Source organism: Arthrobacter sp. DMZ02-1R (assembly GCF_057747935.1).
In genome coordinates this window covers 2100293-2121558 of the sequence record NZ_CM173230.1, presented here as the reverse complement: position 1 = coordinate 2121558, position 21266 = coordinate 2100293, and the positions used below count along the sequence as shown (strand labels likewise).

The 21266-nt window shown below is 62.4% G+C and carries 14 protein-coding genes and 1 pseudogene; 6 read left to right on the top strand and 9 right to left on the bottom strand.

The window, feature by feature from the left end; translation table 11 throughout:
- The first annotated feature begins 132 nt into the window (after nucleotides 1-132).
- The 3 genes and pseudogenes from AC3ANQ_RS10365 to AC3ANQ_RS10355 form a co-directional block, all read left to right on the top strand.
- Entirely contained in the window at nucleotides 133-840 is a 708-nt protein-coding gene (locus tag AC3ANQ_RS10365) for a cytochrome b N-terminal domain-containing protein (protein ID WP_488304976.1), read from the top strand.
- Nucleotides 837-1790, top strand: a complete 954-nt coding sequence (locus tag AC3ANQ_RS10360) for a hypothetical protein (RefSeq protein WP_488304975.1) — start codon at nucleotides 837-839, stop codon at nucleotides 1788-1790. The genes AC3ANQ_RS10365 and AC3ANQ_RS10360 overlap by 4 nt, the downstream gene beginning before the upstream one ends.
- 101 nt (nucleotides 1791-1891) lie before the next feature.
- Nucleotides 1892-2142, top strand: a pseudogene (locus AC3ANQ_RS10355) (transposase); the annotation flags it as partial.
- A 658-nt stretch (nucleotides 2143-2800) separates the two neighbouring features.
- Here the strand turns inward: AC3ANQ_RS10355 and AC3ANQ_RS10350 are convergent.
- The 6 genes from AC3ANQ_RS10350 to AC3ANQ_RS10325 all read right to left on the bottom strand — a co-directional run bounded on the left by AC3ANQ_RS10350 (nucleotide 2801) and on the right by AC3ANQ_RS10325 (nucleotide 11579).
- Nucleotides 2801-6013, bottom strand: coding sequence for a glycoside hydrolase family 2 TIM barrel-domain containing protein (locus AC3ANQ_RS10350; RefSeq protein ID WP_488304974.1), 3213 nt, complete (start codon nucleotides 6011-6013; stop codon nucleotides 2801-2803).
- Nucleotides 6014-6115: 102 nt separating this feature from the next.
- Nucleotides 6116-6952, bottom strand: coding sequence for an NAD-dependent epimerase/dehydratase family protein (locus tag AC3ANQ_RS10345; RefSeq protein WP_488304973.1), 837 nt, complete (start codon nucleotides 6950-6952; stop codon nucleotides 6116-6118).
- A 31-nt stretch (nucleotides 6953-6983) separates the two neighbouring features.
- On the bottom strand, nucleotides 6984-7583 hold the full coding sequence (locus AC3ANQ_RS10340) for a carbohydrate ABC transporter permease (protein WP_488304972.1): 600 nt from the start codon (nucleotides 7581-7583) through the stop codon (nucleotides 6984-6986).
- 284 nt (nucleotides 7584-7867) lie between these two features.
- A complete protein-coding gene (locus AC3ANQ_RS10335) occupies nucleotides 7868-8866 on the bottom strand; it encodes a carbohydrate ABC transporter permease (RefSeq protein WP_488304971.1) in 999 nt (332 codons plus the stop codon).
- Nucleotides 8863-10392, bottom strand: a complete 1530-nt coding sequence (locus tag AC3ANQ_RS10330; RefSeq protein WP_488304970.1) for an ABC transporter substrate-binding protein — start codon at nucleotides 10390-10392, stop codon at nucleotides 8863-8865. Before AC3ANQ_RS10330 ends, AC3ANQ_RS10335 begins: the two co-directional genes overlap by 4 nt.
- 113 nt (nucleotides 10393-10505) lie before the next feature.
- The gene (locus tag AC3ANQ_RS10325; protein WP_488304969.1) at nucleotides 10506-11579 is read right to left on the bottom strand and encodes a LacI family DNA-binding transcriptional regulator; all 1074 of its coding nucleotides are present in this window, start codon (nucleotides 11577-11579) and stop codon (nucleotides 10506-10508) included.
- 177 nt (nucleotides 11580-11756) lie between these two features.
- Between AC3ANQ_RS10325 and AC3ANQ_RS10320 the strand changes: the two genes are divergently transcribed.
- Both AC3ANQ_RS10320 and AC3ANQ_RS10315 read left to right on the top strand, forming a co-directional pair.
- A complete protein-coding gene (locus tag AC3ANQ_RS10320; RefSeq protein ID WP_488304968.1) occupies nucleotides 11757-12383 on the top strand; it encodes an SGNH/GDSL hydrolase family protein in 627 nt (208 codons plus the stop codon).
- 339 nt (nucleotides 12384-12722) lie between these two features.
- Nucleotides 12723-14921, top strand: coding sequence for a glycoside hydrolase family 5 protein (locus tag AC3ANQ_RS10315; protein ID WP_488304967.1), 2199 nt, complete (start codon nucleotides 12723-12725; stop codon nucleotides 14919-14921).
- A 345-nt stretch (nucleotides 14922-15266) separates the two neighbouring features.
- On the opposite strand, the gene AC3ANQ_RS10310 is transcribed toward AC3ANQ_RS10315, so the two are convergent.
- From AC3ANQ_RS10310 to AC3ANQ_RS10300, 3 genes are all read right to left on the bottom strand, one after another.
- Complete coding sequence (locus tag AC3ANQ_RS10310; protein WP_488304966.1) at nucleotides 15267-16727, bottom strand: amino acid permease; 1461 nt, start codon at nucleotides 16725-16727, stop codon at nucleotides 15267-15269.
- A gap of 296 nt (nucleotides 16728-17023) precedes the next feature.
- Nucleotides 17024-18313, bottom strand: coding sequence for an ATP-binding protein (locus tag AC3ANQ_RS10305; RefSeq protein WP_488305300.1), 1290 nt, complete (start codon nucleotides 18311-18313; stop codon nucleotides 17024-17026).
- A 926-nt stretch (nucleotides 18314-19239) separates the two neighbouring features.
- Entirely contained in the window at nucleotides 19240-19638 is a 399-nt protein-coding gene (locus AC3ANQ_RS10300) for a hypothetical protein (RefSeq protein ID WP_488304965.1), read from the bottom strand.
- A 358-nt stretch (nucleotides 19639-19996) separates the two neighbouring features.
- On the opposite strand from AC3ANQ_RS10300, the gene AC3ANQ_RS10295 reads away from it, so the two are divergent.
- Complete coding sequence (locus tag AC3ANQ_RS10295; protein WP_488304964.1) at nucleotides 19997-21190, top strand: IS30 family transposase; 1194 nt, start codon at nucleotides 19997-19999, stop codon at nucleotides 21188-21190.
- The last annotated feature ends 76 nt before the right edge of the window (nucleotides 21191-21266 follow it).

The window sequence follows — 21266 nt, the reverse complement described above, 5'->3', positions numbered from 1 at the left end:
GCCGGATCCCGGAATCTATTTCCAGTGGGGTGACTTCCTCATACAACTCGGCAATCTGGCGGTCATTGCCACTATGGTCGTGTTGTTCATTCTCGCTTTGGTTCTTCCGTTCCCTGGCCGAAGGAGCCGGAAATGACCGCCGAGCACGGCGCGCTTTCGACTGCCGACAGCGGCCAACCCCGCTTTTCCACATGGACAGGAAAGGCACGGGGGTGGGCCTTGCGCCGGCTCCCGCCGGACAAGCTGCTTCCCGAAGGACAGCCGAGCTACGTATCGTCGTGGATTTACGTCTTCGGCATGGGCGCCGTTGCCGCCCTCGTCTACATCCTCGGTTCCGGCGCCATACTCGCATTGAACGGACCCACGTGGTTCCATACCTCGGCCTTTGGGCGGTTCATCAACAGCACCCATCTTTGGAGTGTTGAACTGTTCTTCATGTTCATGGTGATCCACCTTTGGGGGAAGTTTTGGATGGCCGCCTGGCGCGGCGGACGTGTGCTGACCTGGATCACCGGGATGCTGGCTTTCGTCGTCTCGATCGTCACGGCCTTCACCGGCTACCTGCTTCAAACAAACTTCGACTCGCAATGGATTGCCTTCCAGGCCAAAGACGCCCTCAACGCTGTCGGCATAGGTGCATGGTTCAACGTCGCCGATCTGGGCCAGATACTCATGTGGCACATCACGCTACTTCCCGTCGCGGTCGCCGTCGTCGTCGCCGTTCATGTTGTTCTCGTGCGGATGCACGGCGTGGTTCCGCCTCTGGAAGCCGCAGCATCCGACGCTCAACTGCAGTCCACGGCGCCAGCGCCGTCCACCGAGGGCGAGGACCTGAAATGACAAGGGCTCCAGTGTCAACCTCGTGGCGGGCACGGAACGACATCGCCAGCAGGCCATGGCCCGGCACCACCCGCGAATACGATCTGTTCAAGGAACTTGTTGTTGGATTAGTGGTTGTTGGCCTGCTTGTCCTGGGACTCTCCGCGGTTTTCAGCTCGCCGGACGAGCCGAGCGTGACCCTTAAGTCCTGGGCCGTGGCGCAGCCAGCGGACTTCATCGCAACGGCCACCACGGAACTCGGTGGTACCAGCCACACCGCGGGATACGGGCCGCCCTACAATTCGACGCAGGATGCCACGCAAAAACTCGGCCCGATTGACCTACAGAGTTTTTCCGGCGTGAGGCTCCCGATCGACACAGCCAACGACTTTGTCATCGGTCCGCTCCAAACCCTTCCGACGCCCCCGGCGGCTATCGACGATTGGACCAAGGCAAGCGACTCTCAACGAGTTGCCTGGACTGCCGCCTACACGGACGCACTCAGCAAAGCCCCGGACAACGACCCGGCGAAGGTACCGCCTGGTGAGTACGGCCCGGTACCGGTCCTCACCGGAGCCCTTCTGGCGATGGCGCAGCAGGGCACCCTTGATCCGGTGTTGGGCGCAAGAGGTTCGTTCTACAACACCGACTACAAAGCCAGCATTTTGTTCCTCGGTGACGGCACCTACTTCCCCGACCTCGCCGACTCCCAGCATCTGACGGGCGACCAATGGGGAATGATGAATGAAACCGGCAACTACCCCGGCCAGTCATGGCTTTGGCTCTTCTCCGCCCTCTATCAAGTGGAACCGTTCAAATCATCGCCGAACGCCGATGTCCTCGTCGTATTCACGATGGTGATCCTGACACTCCTCCTGACTTTGGTGCCCTTAATCCCCGGACTCAGGTCACTGCCGCGCCGCATCCCCGTGCACCGGCTGATCTGGAGGGACTACTACAAGCACCGCTAGTCTCCCCGATGCGACTTTTGGCCCCGCCTGAAACATGCCATAAGCACACACGAACCGCACCGGAACACAAGGGCCTTTCGGTCATTCAAAAATTTGACCTCCTTGCAAATGAAGCCCAGTTCGCTGCCCTCGTCGGGGTCGCACCCATACCGGCCTCCTCGGGCAAGACAACCCGTCACCGGCTCAGCAGAGGCGGTGACCGCAATGCCAACCATGCCTTGTATCAGGTCGTCCTGGTCCGGATGGCCTCGTGTCAACGGACCAAGGACTACGTGGCGAAACGTACCGCGGAGGGCAAGAGCAAACGGGAATCATGCGCTGCCTCAAACGACACGCTGCCAGGGAAATCTACCGCCAGACCACCAACCCACAAGCAGCCCCAAACAACTCCGATCTGCGCCAAGTACACACCACACTCGGTTGCAAATTTCGCTCTTGGAACGGGGCCTCCTCCGCAACGACACCCTCGCGACGAAGTACCGCCAATGGCTGACCGAGCAAACCCTGCAAAAGGCAAATTGATGCCCAAAACTCCTTGGCACAGCGGAAACGGCATACTGGAAAGGCAGACAGCCGAGCACCGCTTCCGCACGGCGAGCAGGTTCCTGTTTCCCTTGGCGCGGTTGATTGGCCCGGGTCGTACTTACGATTCGCCGCGTTCATGCCATCATGAGCTTGTGATCAACCAGTTGGCTATCGTTGCCGCTAAACATCAGTAGCCAGGGGCTTCCATGAATGCGAAGGAATCGCAGGCGGCCTCCACCACTACTACTTTTTCGTGGACCAGGACAGACCGGAGACAACAGTGAAAACGTTGATCTTCACTACCCAAGACCAGGATCCCGGCGCCTCCCTGCGCTGATTCCAGCGACACTCCGACACGGTTGTGCCCCCAACTTAAAAGAGGGGGCTTAGAGCACCGGCCCACCCCCACAAACCAAGAGCAGACCCAAAACCCGCGCATACCCGCGGGTTCTGGACCCCTCCCGGTCACGCTCGGGCCGCATCATTCAGACGCGTGGCTGTGTGGACTGAACCACATGCGGAGGGGCGCCGGTACCTGCACGCAGCACAAAGGAGAAATCCGTTTCCCGCGGCCACAGCCGGTAGGCATCGAGTACTCCCGGTCCGCAGGCCGCCGTGCCGACGCCGTGCCGTGCGTGGTCCAGGTACACGTAGCTGCGGCCGTCCGGCTGCAGCTCGGGCTGGTGCTTGGCGGCATCGAGTACCTGGTGGCTATACGGGCGGACGGTGAGCGCATAGGGCTCGCCGCTAATGGTGAGCCGGCCGGCGTCGAGCTCCAAAGCTGCAGAATACACACCGGAACGGGCGCCCGACTCCTGGGGGTGGACGTAGTCCACGTCCATTTCGGCCAGCGGCAGTGCGTGCCAGCCCTGTTTGGTCCCCTGCCCAGTGTCCGGATAACTGTGGTGCGGACCCTGGCCGAACCATTCCACGGACCGGGCGGCAGAGCCAACGATCAATTCCAGCCCCGCCCGTGCCCACGGCACGGGCCTGCCGGCTTCGGTCCACGCGCCGTCGGGCCTTAGCGCGGTGTGCAGGCTGACGCTGCTGCCGTCGCTGGACCATGTGTAGTCGGCGAAGACTCCAAACTGTTTGCCGGCAGCGGCCACCCGGGTGCGTACCACGAGCTCCTCCCCTCCGCCCGGGACGGGAACCGCAGAGATCCCGATCAGCCGCGGGTACATCCGGTTGAGTCCTGCGTCCAGCCATTGCCCGGCCATTGACCGGGGGTCCGGGCTGCCCCATTCGCCGCCGAGGTCGTTGTCCGTGGCGGCACGCCACAGCATCAGCCTCAGGCCCCCGATGGGCAAGCCGCCCAGGCGGACAAGCGTGCCCGTGGCGCGGTGGAAAGTGGCCGGCCCCAACTGGAGGGTGTTCTCCTCCACCCGAACCCTGGCAGTAGCCGCGGGCTGCGGAGACACGTACACATTGACTGCAGCCTGGCCCCAGGCAAGTTCGTGGCCGGCCCCTGCCCAGTCGGTGTCTTCTTTGAGTACCGCACTCACTGTCAGTACGGCCGCATTTTTCCCCGCACGTTCCAGCAATCCTGTGGGCAGCCGCACAAAGGTAGCTTCGCGCGGCGCCAGCGGCGCTACGTCAACGTACCCGCCGTCGAGCGTGACGCCGTCGGCCTCCAAGACATACCGGAACCCGAGTCCCGAAGTGTCCGCGAAATCGAAGCTGTTAGTGAGTGAAAATCCGGACCAGTCGCGGGCCACCGCCATCGATAGCGGTTCGATTACCTTCTTGAAGTCCAGGAGTCCCGGCCGCGGATTCCGGTCGGCATCCACGAGGCCGTCCGTGACGAAGTTGCCGTCGTGGACTTCCTCGCCGAAATCGCCGCCGTAGATGAAATGCTCCCGCCCGTCCTTACCTGTGCGGGCGATGCCGTGCTCCAGCCACTCCCACACGAATCCGCCCATCAGCCGCGGGTAGCGGTCAAAGAGCTCCTGGTATTCGGTCATGCCGCCCGGTCCGTTGCCCATGGCGTGGACGTATTCGCACAGCACGAACGGCATGGCGCGTCGCCGGGCGTCCAAGTCGGCGTCGTCCAGGGGAGGCTCCACACCCCGGCCAATCAACGCCGTCTCTTCGTGGCTCGCATACATCCGCGAGTACACGTCCACGTACGCCGAACTCCAGTCGCCCTCGTAATGGATGGGCCGTGACGGATCGCGGAGTTTGGTCCAGCGCGACATCGCTGCCAGGTTCCCGCCCGTGCCGGACTCGTTGCCCAGCGACCACATGATGACCGAGGCGTGGTTCTTGTCGCGTTCAACGGTCCGGGACATGCGGTCCAGGAGAGCGGGCCTCCACCGCTGATCGGCGCTGGGATTCTGCTCCCAGCCGGCGCTTACGAAGCCGTGCGTTTCGAGGTCGCACTCCAGAACAACGTAGAAACCCAGCTGGTCCGCCAGCGCCAGGAAGTCCGGATGCGGCGGATAGTGCGAGGTGCGGATGGCGTTGATGTTGTGCTGCTTCATAAGCCGCAGTTCGCTCTCCAGTCGGTCGCGCGGCACCACCCGGCCGAGCCTGGGATCGTGTTCATGGCGGTTGACCCCGCGGAGCAGGATCCGCTGCCCGTTGACCTTGAACTGGGCGTCCTCAATGCTGACCGTGCGGAATCCCAGCTGCAAGGAGACTGTCTCGGCAGTAGTGCTGACGCTGGCGTCGTAAAGCCGCGGCAGCTCTGCCGACCACGGCTGGACAGCCGCGATCCGGTGCTCGATTCCCGCCGGAAGTTCCAGCCCCAGTCCAGAGATGCGCACGACGGCGGCAACAGCCTCGCCGGCTTTGCTCGCCTCAACACGCAGGATGCCTTCGCCGCTGCGGTGGTCAAAGTCAGCGTGGACGAATACGTCATCGATCCCCGCCGCCGGACGGGCCTGCAGCGTGACGTCTCTGAAGATGCCCGGCAGCCACCACATGTCCTGGTCTTCCAGATAGCTGGCGGCCGAGAACTGGGCGACCTGCACGGCGAGGATATTACTGCCCGTCACCAGCACACCGGAGACGTCGAATTCATGGGCCAGCCGGCTGCCCCGCGTGGTACCGAGCAGCGTTCCGTTCAGCCACACCGTGCCGGCCGACTCGATGCCGTCAAAGCGCAGCAGGGACGACGGAAAATATTCCGGACCGGCGGCAAACTCCAGGAACAGATCACCTACGGGATTGGCGTCGGGCACGTGAGGCGGTTCGACCGCAAAGGGGTACTGGACGTTGGTGTACCACGGCGTGCCGTGGCCGTGCATGGGCCAGCTCGACGGGACGGGAAGTTCGCCGAATCCGAGACGGTCCCCGCCGCGCTGCCAGCCGTCCTGCGGAGCCGAACGGACGCCCGGGTGGAGCCGGAACTTCCACACGCCGTTGAGTGACAAGCGTGGTGCGTCGCTCGCAAGGTAGGCCCGGGCCGGCAGGGTCCCGTGAGGCGGTGCCACGGAACTGAGCGCAGCCACCTGATCGGGCGCCAGCTCCAGGGCACGGCCTGCCGTCGGTTTTGGCCGACGTTCTTCCGGGGTGTCCGTTCCGTCGGTCAGAGACTCCACTGACAAGCGTTTCCTCTGTTCGGAGCTGTTTTCGGCGGGCCGGAAGGTAGGGCTGGGCAGGCTGTGCGGCTTGCGCTGGACAGTTCGCGCTGGACGATCTGGCGCCGGTACGGCCGGCCACGGCTGTCCGGTCTCCAATGAATCTTCGTTCACGATCTCCTCCTTGAGAGGTTTGGATACTCGGCACACGGCTGCACGAAAGTGTCTCCTGTACGTGGTTCAGGCTGAAAGATGGGCGGTGAGCGTGGGAAGTCATCAGATCTCAGCGAGCACCGGGGCGGGGTTGTGACGCCAGCCGAGCCGCTCTGCCGCCTTCGAAGTGTCGAAGAGCGCGGCGTTGCCCTCGAGTCTTTTCCTGAGTGGGACACCCGGGAAGAATTGCTCGACCAGCCGGCCTGACAGGGTCTCCACGAAGGTGTCTTCGGCGACGATAAGGAACGGTTCGAAGCCGGCAAAATCTGCGGTGACCGCGGCGAGGCACGCCCGGGCCGCCGCGTCAATCCTCACGTATCCCCAAAGCTGAGTGGCCGACAGTTCCGGTTCCCGAGGAGATGCGACGGGGCGTTCATCAACGATCCAATGAAAGCGCAGCGCCGCGATACTCATGGCCGGGTAACGTCGGGCAACCGACCGGGCCTGCTCTTCCATGGCTACCTTCGACAGGCTGTATGGATCGTCGTTGTAGCTCGGATGTTCCTCGTCGACAGGAAGGTAGTCGAGTCTGAGGCGGCTGGAGTACAGCATGCCGTAGTAGTTGATGCTGGAGGCCATCGCAACGCGCGTGATCCCGGTCTCGGCGGCCGCAAGCAAGGCGTTGTAGCTTGCGACCACGTTCTCGTTGTGCACCACCCACGGTGGTTCGTGGTCCGGATTCGGATGCGCGGCGAGATGGACCAGCGCATCGCAGCACGCAAGTGCAGCTGAGAGCTCTGCGAAATGCGTCGCATCCACGCACAGGTCGCTGCGGCCTGGCCGGATGTTGTCGGGCGCAGGGATACGGTCGATGACAACTGCCTCATGCCCGGAAGCGAGGACGAGGGCGGCTACCGCCTCGCCGAGGTGCCCGCGGCCGCCCGTAATAGCGATCTTCATTGATTTCCTTCGTCTCTTGCTTAGTCCCGCCCTACCCCTTCACCGCACCGGCGATCGCCGAGATGATATATTTCTGCGCCACCACGAAGACGATCACGATCGGGATTAGCGACATGACGCTGGCAGCTGCCAGGCCCGTCCAGTCGGTCGAGGACTGGCCGATGAACGCGTAAAGGCCAACGGGGATCGTGCGAAGTTCCGGCTGCCCGAGTGTGAAGACCAGGGGCAGGAGGAAGTTGTTCCACGACGAGATGAAGGTGAAGAGGCTTATGGTGGCGATCATCGGCTTCGCGAGGGGTAAGACGATGCGGAAGAACGTTTGGTTGAATCCTGCGCCGTCGATCTTCGCCGCTTCCTCGAGCTCGGCCGGCACGGTGCGGAAGAATCCCATAAACAGGAACGTCGAGAAGATCATGCCGCCGCCGACCTGGACGACAATCACGGCGAACAGGCTGTTCAGCAGCCCGAGCTGGGTGATCAGATCGTAGATGGGGATCATCGTGTACCCGCTCGGGAGGAAGAAGGTCACAGCGATGACGATGACGATGATCCGTCGGCCGGGGAACGTCGTGCGGGCAAGCGCATAGCCGGCTGCCGCCGAGAACAGAACGACAAAGACAACCGTGGCCACGGTGATCACAATGGTGTTGAGGAAGTACTGGGAAAAGTTTGCTTCATTCCATGCCGCGATGAAGTGATCTAATAGCTGGTCGCCGAAGGCGAGGCCGAGGCCTCCGTTGAGGAAGTCCTCATTTGATCGGGTTGCGCCTGCCAGAGCCCATAACAGCGGATAGATCCACGCAAATCCAAGGACGAGAAGGATGACGTGCGTCGCAAGGCGCCTTGCGCTTCCGCGCGGCCGGCGCCCGGTCGTGGGCCGCGTCCTTGTTTGCGGGATTCGTACTAATTCCAAGCTCATGCGGGCACCCCCGCGTCGATGCGAGTGCGGCGCCGCAGCCGTGAAAGCACGACTGCCTGCACAATCGCAACGGCCATAAGGAGCAGCCCGTAGAAGAGGGCGGCCGCGGATGCAAGGCCGACGTCGGGAGTAACGGGAATCCCTCCGCCGGAGCCGCCGAAGGCCTTCTGATATATGTATGTGTTGACGACGCTCGTGGCGAAGAATGGCCCCCCGCCAGTCAGGACCTGTACGAGGTCGAACACCTGCAGGCTGCCGATAACGGCGAGGAACACAATGATGGGTCCGATGCTGCTCAGCCCTGGAATTGTAATGTGGCGGAAGAGTTGAAAGTTGGAGGCCCCGTCAATACGGGCGGCTTCGTAGAGTTCCTCCGGGATCGTTTGCAGGGAAGCCAGGAAGTAAACGAGGTTGTAGCCCAGAGTGTTCCAGATTCCGATCACGATCACCACGCCAAGCGCCGTGTGAGGATCCGACAGGAGACCGATCTTGGACCCGAAGAGCTGCCCGATTCCTTGGCCGAAGTTCGACAGCAGGAGCTGGAATATCACGCCGATGATCGCCGGAGACATCACCGCAGGAAGGAAGAACAGCGATCGGTAGAAGGTTGAGAACCTGAGTTTCCTGTCATTGAGCACCAGCGCCAGTATCAGCGCGAGCAGAAGCTGCACGGGAACCAGGACGACCGTGTAGATGATGGAGTGTGACACGGACTGCCAGAAAATCGCGTCCTTGAGCACGTTGGCGAAGTTTCCGAACCCGACGAAAGCGGTCAGCTGTCCGATTCCATCCCATCGAAACAAGGTGTAAACGAGGGACGCGAGGATCGGGTACAGGACCAAGGCGCAGGTGAGAACCGCGAAGGGAAGGATATATGCGTATGACCAACCCGACTTCCTCATGCGCAGCCCTAGGCTGCCCTTGCGGGCGTCCTCGGGCAAACGACGCGAAACAGGGTCGACCTTCGGCCCCCGTGAGGTCGATAGGTCGATCATAGTTTCGGATATTCCGGGATGGAGTACTTGTAGTCAGTGGTGATGTCCCAGTCACGGAAGACGTAATCCTGCCTCGAGACCTTTGCTCCGGCGCTGACCGCGGCGGCGATGCCCGCGTCGAGCGCGGCGTCAGACTGGTCGCCCAGAGTCTTCAAGGCTCCCTCGATGTCCGACACCTGGCCCGTGAGCACACCGATCGCGATGCCTTGCAACGATGGTGCGACGGAGGCGGTTTTCACCTGCGCTGCGTCGGGGGTAAGGATTGTTGGAGAAGGGCCAAGACGGACGAGATTATCGAGTGCCACGTAGTCCGCGAACTGCTTTGACCCGATCTTCAATGGATCATTGTCCTGGAGGTAGATGGAGAGATCGATGTTGTACTCCTGCGTGAACCGGGCACCGGCCTCCATGCCGCACCACCAGGAGAACCATTCAAAGGCCTCCTGCGGGTGCTTGGAATCGGCGCCGACTCCAAGCATCATCCCGCCGGGAGTGGAGTAGAAGTAACCCTTCTTGCGCTCATCCGGCCCGATAAGCGTGGTAACCGAGAAGTCGCTGAAGTGATTGTTGTTTACCCAAGGGCCGATGGCATACGAGCCGGCGACAGTCATGCCGAACTTTCCGTTGGCAAAGTTGACCCGTGCGATCTCGTCGGTCGCCGAGAGGGAGTCGGGGTGGAAGTAGCCCTTGTCGTTCCAATCCTTGAAGAGCGCGAGCAGGTCGGAGTAGTTCCTGTCTGAGCCGAAGGTGTATCGTCCCGTACGGTAGTCGGGGTCGCTGAAGCCTCCCGGCGAACCCGCGGCGAGGATGAACGTGTTTATCCAAGCGTTGAGGATCCCTCCGCCATTGCTGCCCATGCCAAGGCCGTAGACGCTGCCGTTACCCTTCTTGTTGATGATCGACGCATAATTCGTGACATCGTTCCACGTCTTCGGAATCAAGACCTTGCCGTCCGGGTCAACGAGTCCGGCGTCCTTGAAGACCTTGTTGTTGATGTACAACTGGTAGGCCGGTCCGGTCCCTGTTACGGGCGCGGTGTAGATCTTGCCTTCAAATATGTTGACGCCTTCGACGAACGAGTACTTGGGGAAGCTCTTAATCCAGGTGTCGGTCGCATACTCGTTCAGGGGCTTCAGCCAGCCGCCGGCGACCTGCGTCTGGAGGGTCGGGACGTACGGCAGCATGTAAACGTCTGGAAGTGAGTGGCTGCGCTGTGCGAGAGAGATCAGATTACTGTACTGGTCGAACTGGTTGAGCGTGCGCTTCACGGTCAGGCCCGGATTATCCTTCTGGAAGAGAAGGACTTCGTTCTTGACCCATGGCTCTTGGGAGACGAACCAGTCCCAGTGCGTGATGGTCGCAGATTTGGCGCCGGAAACTCCAGCCGTACCAGGCGCGCCCGGCGAGGTGCACGCAGCGAGCAGGCCGCCGGATGCGAGCAATGCGGCGCCCGCCACACCGCCAGCGAAGACGCTTCGGCGGGAGATCAGACGACTTGCCAAGGGGGTGGGTTCGCTGTTGGTCACGATGGTGGCCTTTCTCGTCATTGAGTATCGGAGACGTCCGAACCTGAGCCAAGAACAACACTTAATGCCTTAAGCTGTCAAGGGTGGTCACACCCAGACTTCGTCATTCGCAGTTATCGCCCGCCGCGGCCAGTGCTCTCGCGTACGACCAGTTCCGTCCGCGTTCCACGCACGTCCCGGCGCTCCCCCGTTTCGATTGCCGCCATGAGAGCTCCCGCCGCGAGTCGCCCGTATTCCTCGATGTCACGTCGGAGAACGGTGAGAGAGGGTCGCACGAGCGTCGATTTCGAGTCGTCGTCCCAGGCGAGCACTGAAAGTTCCTCCGGAATGGCAACACCCATCGCCATCAACCCGGAAACGGTGGTGACCGCAGTCTCACAGTCCTCAATCACCAACGCCGTCAAGGGCCTCTCCGGGTCACGAACCAACGCCGCAATGCCTTCAATGGACGCGGCGCCGAAGCCAACCCGATCATCAGGCTTCAACCCGTGGCGCGCCAACGCCCCCTCGAATGCACGGCTGCGAATATCCACGTGTAGAAAGCGCTGATCGCCGCTAATCCGGCCGATCGAGCGGTGCCCAAGTCCAACCAGGTGGTCCACCGCGAGATCCGTGGCGGCCGCATCGTCTGTCCACGCCGAGATGAGGGGGGACCGGCGTCGTACATCGCCGACAACAACCGCAGGTAAGCCAATTCTTTCAAGCTCCCTCAACCGCGGATCGTCGAGGAGAGGATTCAGAACAAGCACGCCATCAACGCGGCGCTCCCCCAGCCAACGACGGTAGACAAGGCACGCCGCGTCATAGTCGTCGACCATATGCATGGTCAGCAGGACATCCCGCTGGCGAAGGAAATGCTGAAGGCCGACCAAAAACCGACCCGTAAATTCGGCGGATAGGACGGGATGTTCCGGATCGTATTGGTTGACGATTCCTACCGCTGATGCCCGTTCGGTGATCAGTGCACGAGCGGCGCTGCTCGGGCGCCAATTCGCTGCAGCCGCAATTTCCAGAATCCGCTGTCGAGTCGCGTCCGCCACGCCTTCTCGACCGTTGAGTGCATAGGAGACCGCACTGGTCGAAACATTGGCGAGCGCCGCGATGTCAGCGATGTTAAGGCGGTTGGAGCCGCCCTCCTTGCGAGTCGCCCTCGGGCGGACCCTTGGCGACGAACCACTGTCGTCCACAAGCCCCATCCTAACGGTACCCAGACAACGCGACTCACCAGAAGACGGGGCAGTTCCCGCACAATAGGATTACATGCTGCTCTGCAATGCCTTGACTACTTAAGGCGTTAAGCGTTTCCTTGTTTTGTTACCCCAGGAGTTCGGAGACTCCGCACTTGCCACCCAGAACGGTCCGACATGAGCATCTGCATCACTTCCAACGACACCGTGCTCTTCGTCGGTGATTCGATCACCGACGCCGGACGTGACCGCTCCAACCCGGAGGGGCTCGGGAACGGTTACGTCTCACGCGTGGCTCGCCGGCTCGCGACAAGTGGGGTCGCTCGCGTCCTCAACAGGGGTAACAGTGGCAACCGCGTCGTCGATCTGCGCAATAGATGTGGGCAAGACTCCATCGAATTGCAGCCGTCCGTGCTCTCCGTGCTCATCGGCATCAACGACACATGGCGCCGCTATGACTCCGACGATCCGACAACCACTGCAGCCTTCGAGGAGGCATATCGAGACATTCTCACTCAAGCGAATGGGCTCGAACTAAAGCTTGTCCTCATGGAACCGTTCCTCATACCCGTATGCGGCGAACAGGAATCATGGCGTGAGGACCTCGACCCCAAGGTCGACGTGGTCCACCGGCTTGCCGCTGAATTTGAGGCCACACTCGTCCGAACCGACGAACTGTTCAGGCTGGCAGCCCTCACCCTGCCACCCGCCGAGCTCGCGCGAGACGGCATCCATCCAACCCCGCGCGGACACGACATGATCGCGTCTACCTGGCTGGCCATGGTGGGCCAGGCAGTAGTTTGAATCTGGTGGACGGTGAGGGGTCCAAACCCTCCTGCATCCGGCTCCGCATCAGCGCTAGGTTCTGATCAGCCAACACGGCTTCCCGCCTGGCCCCCTACTACGCGAGCTGATCCGACGGGGAATGTACCTGCGGGCTGGGCGCCGATACATATATCCTCCCCTTCGAGTGGAAAAGAATTCGCTGTCCTGTTGACAACTTAAGGCCTTAAGTGTTTGTCTTGGTCTTCGCCGGAGACTTCCCTGCGGAAGACGGCCGGGCAGAGCTGGAGTTAAGTCCATTCCAACTTCTGACCCTGAGGTTCCGCCCGAATCCTCGACTATCGAAGGAGTTAGCAGAACATGGATAAAGCAAACGAAACTTTTATCGGCCGCAGGCAGGCCCTGGGCCTGGCGGGCCTGGTGACAGCGGGGATCCTACTCCCATCCGGAACCGCCATCGCCTCGCCGCCGGCGCCTGGGAGTTTTTCCGTCGGGGCGAACCTCTCCGGTTTGGAGGCCGGCAACGCGGTGCCCGGTGCCCCGAACGTCGACTACTACGTCCCGGTCCCCGGCGACCTGGACTACCTGCACAGCAGAGGGCTGAACCAAATCAGGTTGCCAATCCGCTGGGAGCGTGTCCAGCCGGTGCTCGGCGGTCCCCTGGACGCCACCTACCTCGGCTTCATCACCGACGTCCTCTCCCACGCCGCCTCGATTGCAGTCGGGATCATCGTGGACCTCCACAACTTCGGCGGCTACGGCACACAGAAAATTGGCGGTGGCTCGGTCACCGTGGCCCATCTGGCCGATCTGTGGACGCGCCTGGCGACAGCACTGGCCGGAAGGGGCGGCCTGGCCGGGTACGACATCATGAACGAGCCGTCCGGGATGCCGTCCGCGGCAGTCTGGCCGCAGGCAGCGCAGGCAGCAGCCGACGCGATCCGTCAGATCGACACCGCGACGACGCTCTACATCGAAGGGGACAACTGGTCATCAGCCGCCTCCTGGGTCGCCGTCAACGCCAACCTCAATATCCTTGACCCGACCAATAATCTCGTCTACTCCGCGCATACCTACTTCGACCGGGACTCCTCCGGCTCACACTACATCTGGGCCGACGAAGTCGCCGCCGGTGACGTCCTGCAGAGCCCACCGGGAGCGCTTACCACCCAGATCGGCGTGCAACGGCTGACAGGTTTCGCCAACTGGATCGCCCAGCACGGGTTCCACGGCCACATCGGCGAGATGGGCACCGGAAACAACGACCCGGGCTGGCTCGCGACGCTCGACCAGGCTCTCGCCTTCTGCCAGTCCCGGAACATAGCGGTGACCTACTTCACTTCCGGTGGCTGGTACCAGAGCTACCCGATGGGCATCGAGCCGCAGCCGGACGGGCGCGACACCGTGCAGATGGCGGTGCTGACCAAGTACAGCGGCGCGCCGTCGCCCACGCCCTATTACCTCAGCGGACCCGACCGGGGCGCCGCAGGCGCCGCGTCGGACCCGTTCACCGTTGACTACCGCGGCTACCTTACCCAGCCCATCACCGTGCAGCCCACCGACAGTTTCGGCGGCACCTTCAGCCCTGCGTCGGTCATCCTCCCCGCGGGCTTCAACGGCCTGGCCACCTTCACCTACACTGCGGCCGGACTGGCTACCTACGTCGTCAACTGCACCAACAGCGCCGGCCTGACTGACCCCGGCGGATTAGGGTACTCCACGCGGCTGGACGCCTTCAGCGGCATCGACCCGGGCGGAATCCTCAACGTTCTGGCCACGAAACGGCTGTACACCCCCTTCGTCAACCAGGCGCTGACCCTACGTCGAGCGACCGACGGGGTTCAACGTGAATTCGCCTTCCGCGGCAATGACACCCTCGACGAGGACGACATCAGGACCTGGGCCGGGTCTGCAACCATCCAAGTCGTCACCCTCGCCGATCAGAGCCCCGCCCGACGCGACGCGGGACCCGTGATCACCCAAAACCAGGACGCTCCTGACGGAAGCCAACTGGGCTCCTCCCCGACCGACTACCCACTACTGGTCCTGGACGGCCTGAACGGCACACCGGTGCTGCGCTTCAACGGGTCCCGGATGGACGCGGTATCGCCAATCGACGGACTGACCGGGTTCACCAGCTTCCTGGTCTGCAAGCCCGACACCGCAGCGTCCATGCAGCGCCTGCTCAGCTGGCATTTCGTCCAGTACATGCTGCTCGCCGGCGGCCCCGCCGGAACATGGCAGCTCAGCGGGGAGCCGGACGTTGCCATGGGCGTAGACCCCAACGCCTGGCATATTTATGCTGCCCGATGGGGCGCTGGCGGGTCGCTCACCACGTGGCTGGACGGAACCCAGGTTGCCACAGCCGTCGCCTCCACGAGCAAGATCACTTTCCAGTATGAGAACCACGTGAACATCGGCTACTTCCGCTGGTACCGGGACGTTTACTTCGACGGCGATGTGTGGGCTCTCCTGCCGTTCTCCGCCGCTCTGACTGACATCCAGATGAACGCCGTCACCGCCCAGCTGTCGGCCGCGACAGGCATCCCCATCGCCTGACCCCTCTTCGAAGCGACCACCAAGCACTTCCGCTAGAGAGCCTGCATGATCTAGCCATCCATTTCCAAACGCTGCCGTGAGGTCGCGTTTTCCATCGCGAAGTCTGCAAATGGCATCCAGTGCGGGACTCAATTGAGACCTCCCACGCAATATGAGATGAGTTGACGGACCGCAGCCATAACTTCATCCATGACGCCGTTGCGGTTCGCTTGTTTTCGCGGTTGCCCAGCAGACGCTCCCTCGTGACCCTGCACGTTCCTGAGTGAGACAGAAAACCGGTGTTACAAAGTCTTCGGCAGGCTCGACCAGTGGTGGTTGAGCCTGCCGGACCGGGAAGCATGGGGGCTACACGGGGCTGTGCATCTTCTCAGCCTCTGCGTGCCGCGGACTGTTCGGGTTCATCAGGGAGTGCTTGCGGCCGTAGCCGAAGTAGATGACCAGGCCGATGGCCAGCCACACGATAAAACGCAGCCAGGTTTCCCAGTGCAGCTGGGTCATGAGGAAGGCGGATGCAAGCATGCCGAACGCGGGAACCAGCGGCATGAATGGCAGCCGGAAGGTGCGCGGCGCGTCGGGTTTCTTGTATCGGAAGATGATGACTGAGAGACAGACGACGACGAACGCGGCCAGTATGCCGATGTTGGTCAGGTCCGCGACGGCCTTGATGGGGAACACGCCCGCGAGCAAGGCCGAGGCGATGCCTGCGATCCAGGTGACGCGCTGCGGGGTGCCGTGACGGTCCGTTTTGGCGAACCAGCCCGGGAGCAGACCGTCGCGGCTCATGGAGAACCAGACGCGGGTGACCCCGAGCAGGAAGGTCAGCATCACGGTGAGGATCGACAGGACCGCGAACACCGAGATGATCGTGGCGATGACGGGCAGTCCCACGCCGGTGAAGGCGGAGGCGAAGCCCGCCTTCGGATCAATGTCCTTGTAGTTCTGCATGCCGGTGAGCACCAGGGTCGCGGCGACGTAGAGGAGCATCGCGATGACAAGCGAGAGCACGATTGCCTTGGGCATGTGCTTCTTGCCGTCCTTGGCCTCCTCGGCCGCGGTGCTCATGGCGTCGTAGCCGAACACGGCGAAGAACACGGTGGCCGAACCGGCCACCACAGGGCCGAAGCCGCTGGGCATGAACGGATTGTAGTTGTTCGTGTTGATGTAGAAGATGCCCAGGCCGATGATGAACAGGATCAGAACCACCTTGATGGCCACCGCGACCAGCTCGAAGCGGCCAAATGCCTTGGTTCCACGGGACAGGATCCAGGTGACCAGCAGGCAGACCAGGATGGCTGGCAGGTTGATGATGCCGCCATGTCCTTCATCCGCGGTCGAGGTCATCCACGCCGGCATGTGGATCCCGATTCCGGAAAGGAACGCATCAAAGTAGCCGGAAATGCCGATCGCCACCACGGCAACAATGGCGACGTACTCCAGCAGGAGGTCCCAGCCGATGAACCATCCGATCACCTCGCCAAGGGCAACGTAGCCATAGGTATAGGCGGATCCGGCGCGGGGGATCATGCCGGCGAACTCCGCGTAGGAAAGTGCCGCAGCCGCGGAAGCCAGGCCTGCGATCAGGAAGGAGAACAGCACCGCCGGACCCACACCGGGTGTTCCTTCGCTGCCGGCAGCCACCAGCCCGGCCAGGGAAAAGATCCCGACGCCGATGATGCCGCCGACGCCGATGGCTGTCAGCTGCCAGAGCCCCAGGGACTTGAACAGTCCGCTGTGTTTATTCTCGTCCTCCATGTCTTCAATTGGCTTACGCCGCATGATCGACTGGGATAAATCTCTTGCGCCCATCAGGTGCTCCTAGGTAGATGTGATGCCCATCAATCCGCCCTGTGATGGGGGTTACTCCGTGAGTATGCGGGGAAAATTTCATTAGGATAAGTGAATTATTCAGACTGATATTCATCGGATTTAACGAATGATGAGAGGGCCAAGGGTGAGGAGCCAGCCGTTCTCAGAGCTGAAGACGCATGGAGGGCCGGCTGCGAGGGCCCGCCGTTTCCAGCCCACGTAGTCGTTGCGTACCCGGAGCGCTGGATAAGCGGGGCGGCCAAGTGCGCATTGATGACCGGATCAGCCAAGGGCAGCTATACCCGGGCTATTCGCTCGATGTCTTCCAGGAAGTCCTTGACCACTGCTTCCGTGACGGTGGCACGGGTCTCTTGGATTGCCTGAAGGTAGGCCCGCGTTGTGAGTGCCTGGTCCTCGGGTATGGGCAGGGCGGTGGTCTGCACGGCGTGTTCGAGGGCTTGTTGTGAGGCTTTCCGGGCTGCGAATTCGATGTCGGCGGGGGAGAACCGTTCGCTGGCCCGGGCCAGGGCATCCAGGTCGATCTGCGGGGAGACCGCGGCCGGGATGTAACGGTCCCAGATGGCCGTCCGGGCCTCCAGATCCGGCGGCCCGATCGGGATGACGTAATCGAAGCGGCCGTGGCGGAGGAAGGCTTTATCCAGCGCGCGGATGAAGTTGGTGGCGCAGATCAGAATGCGACCTTCCTTCTCCCGGAAGGCCGGGATGATCTTTAGGAGTTCATTGGTGACTCCCTGGAGCGGTGATGAAGCTTCGCCGGTGCGGGCGGAGGCAATCTCTTCGACCTCATCGATGAACACGACGGCGTGATCGAGGCGCCCGATGTCCAGGAAGACCTGCCGCAAGGCGCCGGCGAGACCCTGGGGATCGGCAGCAAGCCGCGAGGGGAACACCTCGACGAAGGGCCACTCGAGGCGGGAGGCCACTGCCTTGGCGAACGTAGTCTTACCCGTGCCGGGAGGACCGAAGAGCACCACGGAGCGTGGCGGGGTGACACCCAGGGACTTGGCGAGTTCCGTACGTGCCAGCGGCAGGATCAGGCGCCTTTCAATAAGGGATTTTTCGCGCTGCATGCCAGCGAGGGTATCCCAGAGGCCGCGGGGAAGCAGGCGGCCCCCCAACAAGCTCAGCGGTCCCACCTCCCGAGATTGAAGCGGGATGGTCCTCTCGAAGTAGTGGAGGTCCTCCTCCACCCTGTATTCGCTGTTCCTGAAGGCCCGGACTCTGGTTTCGGAGGCCGGGAGGAGCGCCGAAATCCGCCGTATTCCTTGGCTGGTGAGCCTGTCTTCCATCCCCGCCAGGAGGGCGCTGCCAAGTCCTTGTTCGCGCCACTCCCGGTCTTGCGCGAGCATGACCATCCACGCGCGGGCATCCTGGATTCTGCAGGCCGCTGCCCCGACAACTCTCCCCTCCCTCACGGCCACGACAGCCACCCCGCTGGAGCACGCGTCGATGATCTCCGCGAGGCTGTAGACCGGGTGCGCACCCCGTGTCCTGGAATCCTGCCAGACGTTGATGAGCTGGTCCAGATCATCCGGGTGAAAGCCGCGGATGCTCCAGGGCTGCATGGTGGGCCTGCCGCTCGTTGTCAGGGTCATCTCCCTGGTCGCTACCGTCGCCGTCATCTCAGACGGTTTCAGGGCAGGTGCAGTAGAAGCGGTCCTGCCCGCGGCTGCAGCCGGAGCGGTGACGGTGGGTGCCAGCTCGGATGCCGCTTGCCGGTCCTGAAGATCTGTGTCCTGGCGGGAAATCAGGTTGCTCATGATCGTGCATTCCTTTCGAAGTGACTGCACGACGAGAGCTCTGAACAGACCTTACGCCGTCGTAAGTCCTGTCCAGTATGGGGGGGAAGCCACATAAGAAAAAGCGATGAGAAGTGACGTATAAAGGCCAGGAAAGCCAACGTTTCGGAAGCGGCGCCCGGTGATTCCGCTGACTCCATCCAACGTCCTGTCCAGGCTCAGTCACCACTGACCTGCCCAGGATGCTGAGAACTCGCACTGGCAAGAAATCGGCGAGTTCCGGCGGAACGGGTCTCCGGCCGGGGTCAACAACACGTCCCGCGCAGCTGGCTTGTGGTGTGCAACGACGGTCGGTTACGGGACCGGCACCCGTGACGGGGCGCCTGTTTGCACTGGCTTCGGAGTGGACGGACCGAGTTCAAGGCTGGTGTTCATATCGAGCTTAGCTTCCGGAAGGGTTGACGTGGGTCCGGAAAAGCGGTGTGACACCGGGCGGTCCTCGGGGCTAGCGGTCTCCGCGGCACAAAAGTGATTTATCCAACAATTTCGTCAATTTTTCCGTCGACCGAAGCCCAATCCAGGCGCCAATGGCCCACCGTCTGAAATAAGTTCCTCAACGCCTGCAGGACTCGTCGCCACAAACTGCCCTCTGCCGTCACCTTGCTCATGGGGATAGCGTACACATCGGGACATTTGCGGAGCTCGGGGCCGTGAATGGTCTCCCACAATCCGATCCTCCAGCGCGCACCGTCTTAGACGGTGTCGCCCAACCATTCGGTGCTACCAACCTCGCCCGGCTTGCGAGTCCAACTACTCGTGTCCTCTTCGATGAGCAGCCCGTCGGAGCCGCAGAAACCTGAGTTGTCACGCTCGATGCCTAGAGCGCCGCAGTACTCGTTCAAAGACTCAAGCGTGAACCGGTCGGGGATCTTCTTTGCCGTGTAGTTATCGAGGTTCTCGAAGGGTTGCGGATCGCCGAAGAGCGTCCAAAGCCAGCGGGACTGATAGCTGGCCTGGATGGTAGGAACATGCCGCGTTCCCGACTGGATCCAGAGCGCAGTGCTGCCGTAGCTGACGATCTTCCGAGCATGGGTTATGGGGTTGGTGGGATGTGCGGATGTTGAGGCAGTCGAATCGCGCGCCGATAACATTCGGCGTGCTTATGTCGCTGCCCTGACTGAAGATGGCGGTCCATTCATCGGCGGTGGTCGACACTACGAGCTGCTTCCACGAGGGCATGGGCCAGGGTTCGAGGCGGAGAAGCATGGACGGGAGCTGTTCGCGGAGACGTGTGAAGCTTCTGCCCCCAACCCATTAAGCCATTCAGTCGTTTCGGTGACGACTCGTTCGAAGGGTGCCTTGATAAACCAGATTGGATCCGCAAACGGCAGCTGCATCCCCAAAGTATGCCCGTCCGGTAGCCGAAACTGGCCGAGGGCCACTTGTCCGTAAGCCGATGGCGAGTTCAATCGGTCGTTGCAACACCCCTTTTGTTGTGAGGTGTTGTGCATGTTGTCGAAGAAGGAACGGATCGATAAGGAGGCCCGGTTCTGGGTGCTGATGGCCCAGGGCTCGACGCTGATCGCGGCGTGCGAGGCTGTAGGAGTGGATCGACGAACTGGGCGGCGTTGGCGCCAGGCGACCGGCGGGCGGATCCCGCGGAAGAAACCCGAACCTTCGGGCCGATACCTGTGCCTGGAGGACCGGCTGCAGATCGCGGATCTGCACATGTCCGGGACCAGTGTGCGGGCGATCGCGGGACAGCTCAAGCGGTCGGCCTCGACAGTCAGTCGTGAGCTGCGCCGTAACGGCCCCGGGACGGGCGCGCGGGGACGGGGGAAGTATGCGCCGTATGCGGCGCAGAAACGAGCCGAGCTGCGCGGACGCCGGCCCAAGGCCAGCAAGTTCGATGACCCGGAACTGGCATCCTTGGTACAGGCCAGGTTGTGCGTGAAGTGGAGCCCTGAGCAGATCAGTGACGACCTCGCCATGACGTTCCCGGACCGGTCGGAGATGCGGGTGTGTCCCGAGACGATCTACCAGGCGTTGTATGTGCAGGGCCGCGGTCACCTGCGCGCTGACCTGCACCGACACTTGCGCACGGGCCGCGCCGTGAGGCGGCCAAGACGCTCCACCGGCAAGCGGGCGGGGAAGATCCCGGACATGATTTTGATCAGCGAACGACCCGCCGAGGTCGCCGACCGCGCCGTGCCCGGGCATTGGGAAGGGGATTTGGTGCTGGGGTCGAACTGCCGCTCGGCCATCGCCACCTTGGTGGAGCGCCAGACCCGGTTTACGATGCTGGTCCACCTGCCCGATGACCACGGCGCCATCGCTGTCCGTGACGGCCTGCTGGCGGCGATCAAGACCCTGCCGCAGCACCTGCGTAAGTCGCTGACCTGGGATCAGGGCACCGAGCTGGCCCAGCACCGCCAGATCACCGTGGCGACCAGGATGGACATCTACTTCTGCGACCCGCACTCACCCTGGCAGCGCGGAACCAACGAGAACACCAATGGGCTCTTGCGCCAGTACTTCCCCAAGGGCACCGACCTGTCCGCGCACTCACCCGAGCGGCTGCTCGAAGTCGCCGCCGAACTAAACGCCAGGCCCCGCAAGACCCTGGGCGGCATCACCCCCGCCCAGGCCATGGAACGGCTACTATTTGAACCAGAAAAACCCGCCGTTGCAACGACCGCCTGAATTCGCCGATCCCTCACGGGGAGCGAATCGGGTGCGCCCTCGGCTCCGTGAAGCCAAGGCGTCGTGCCGGGACATC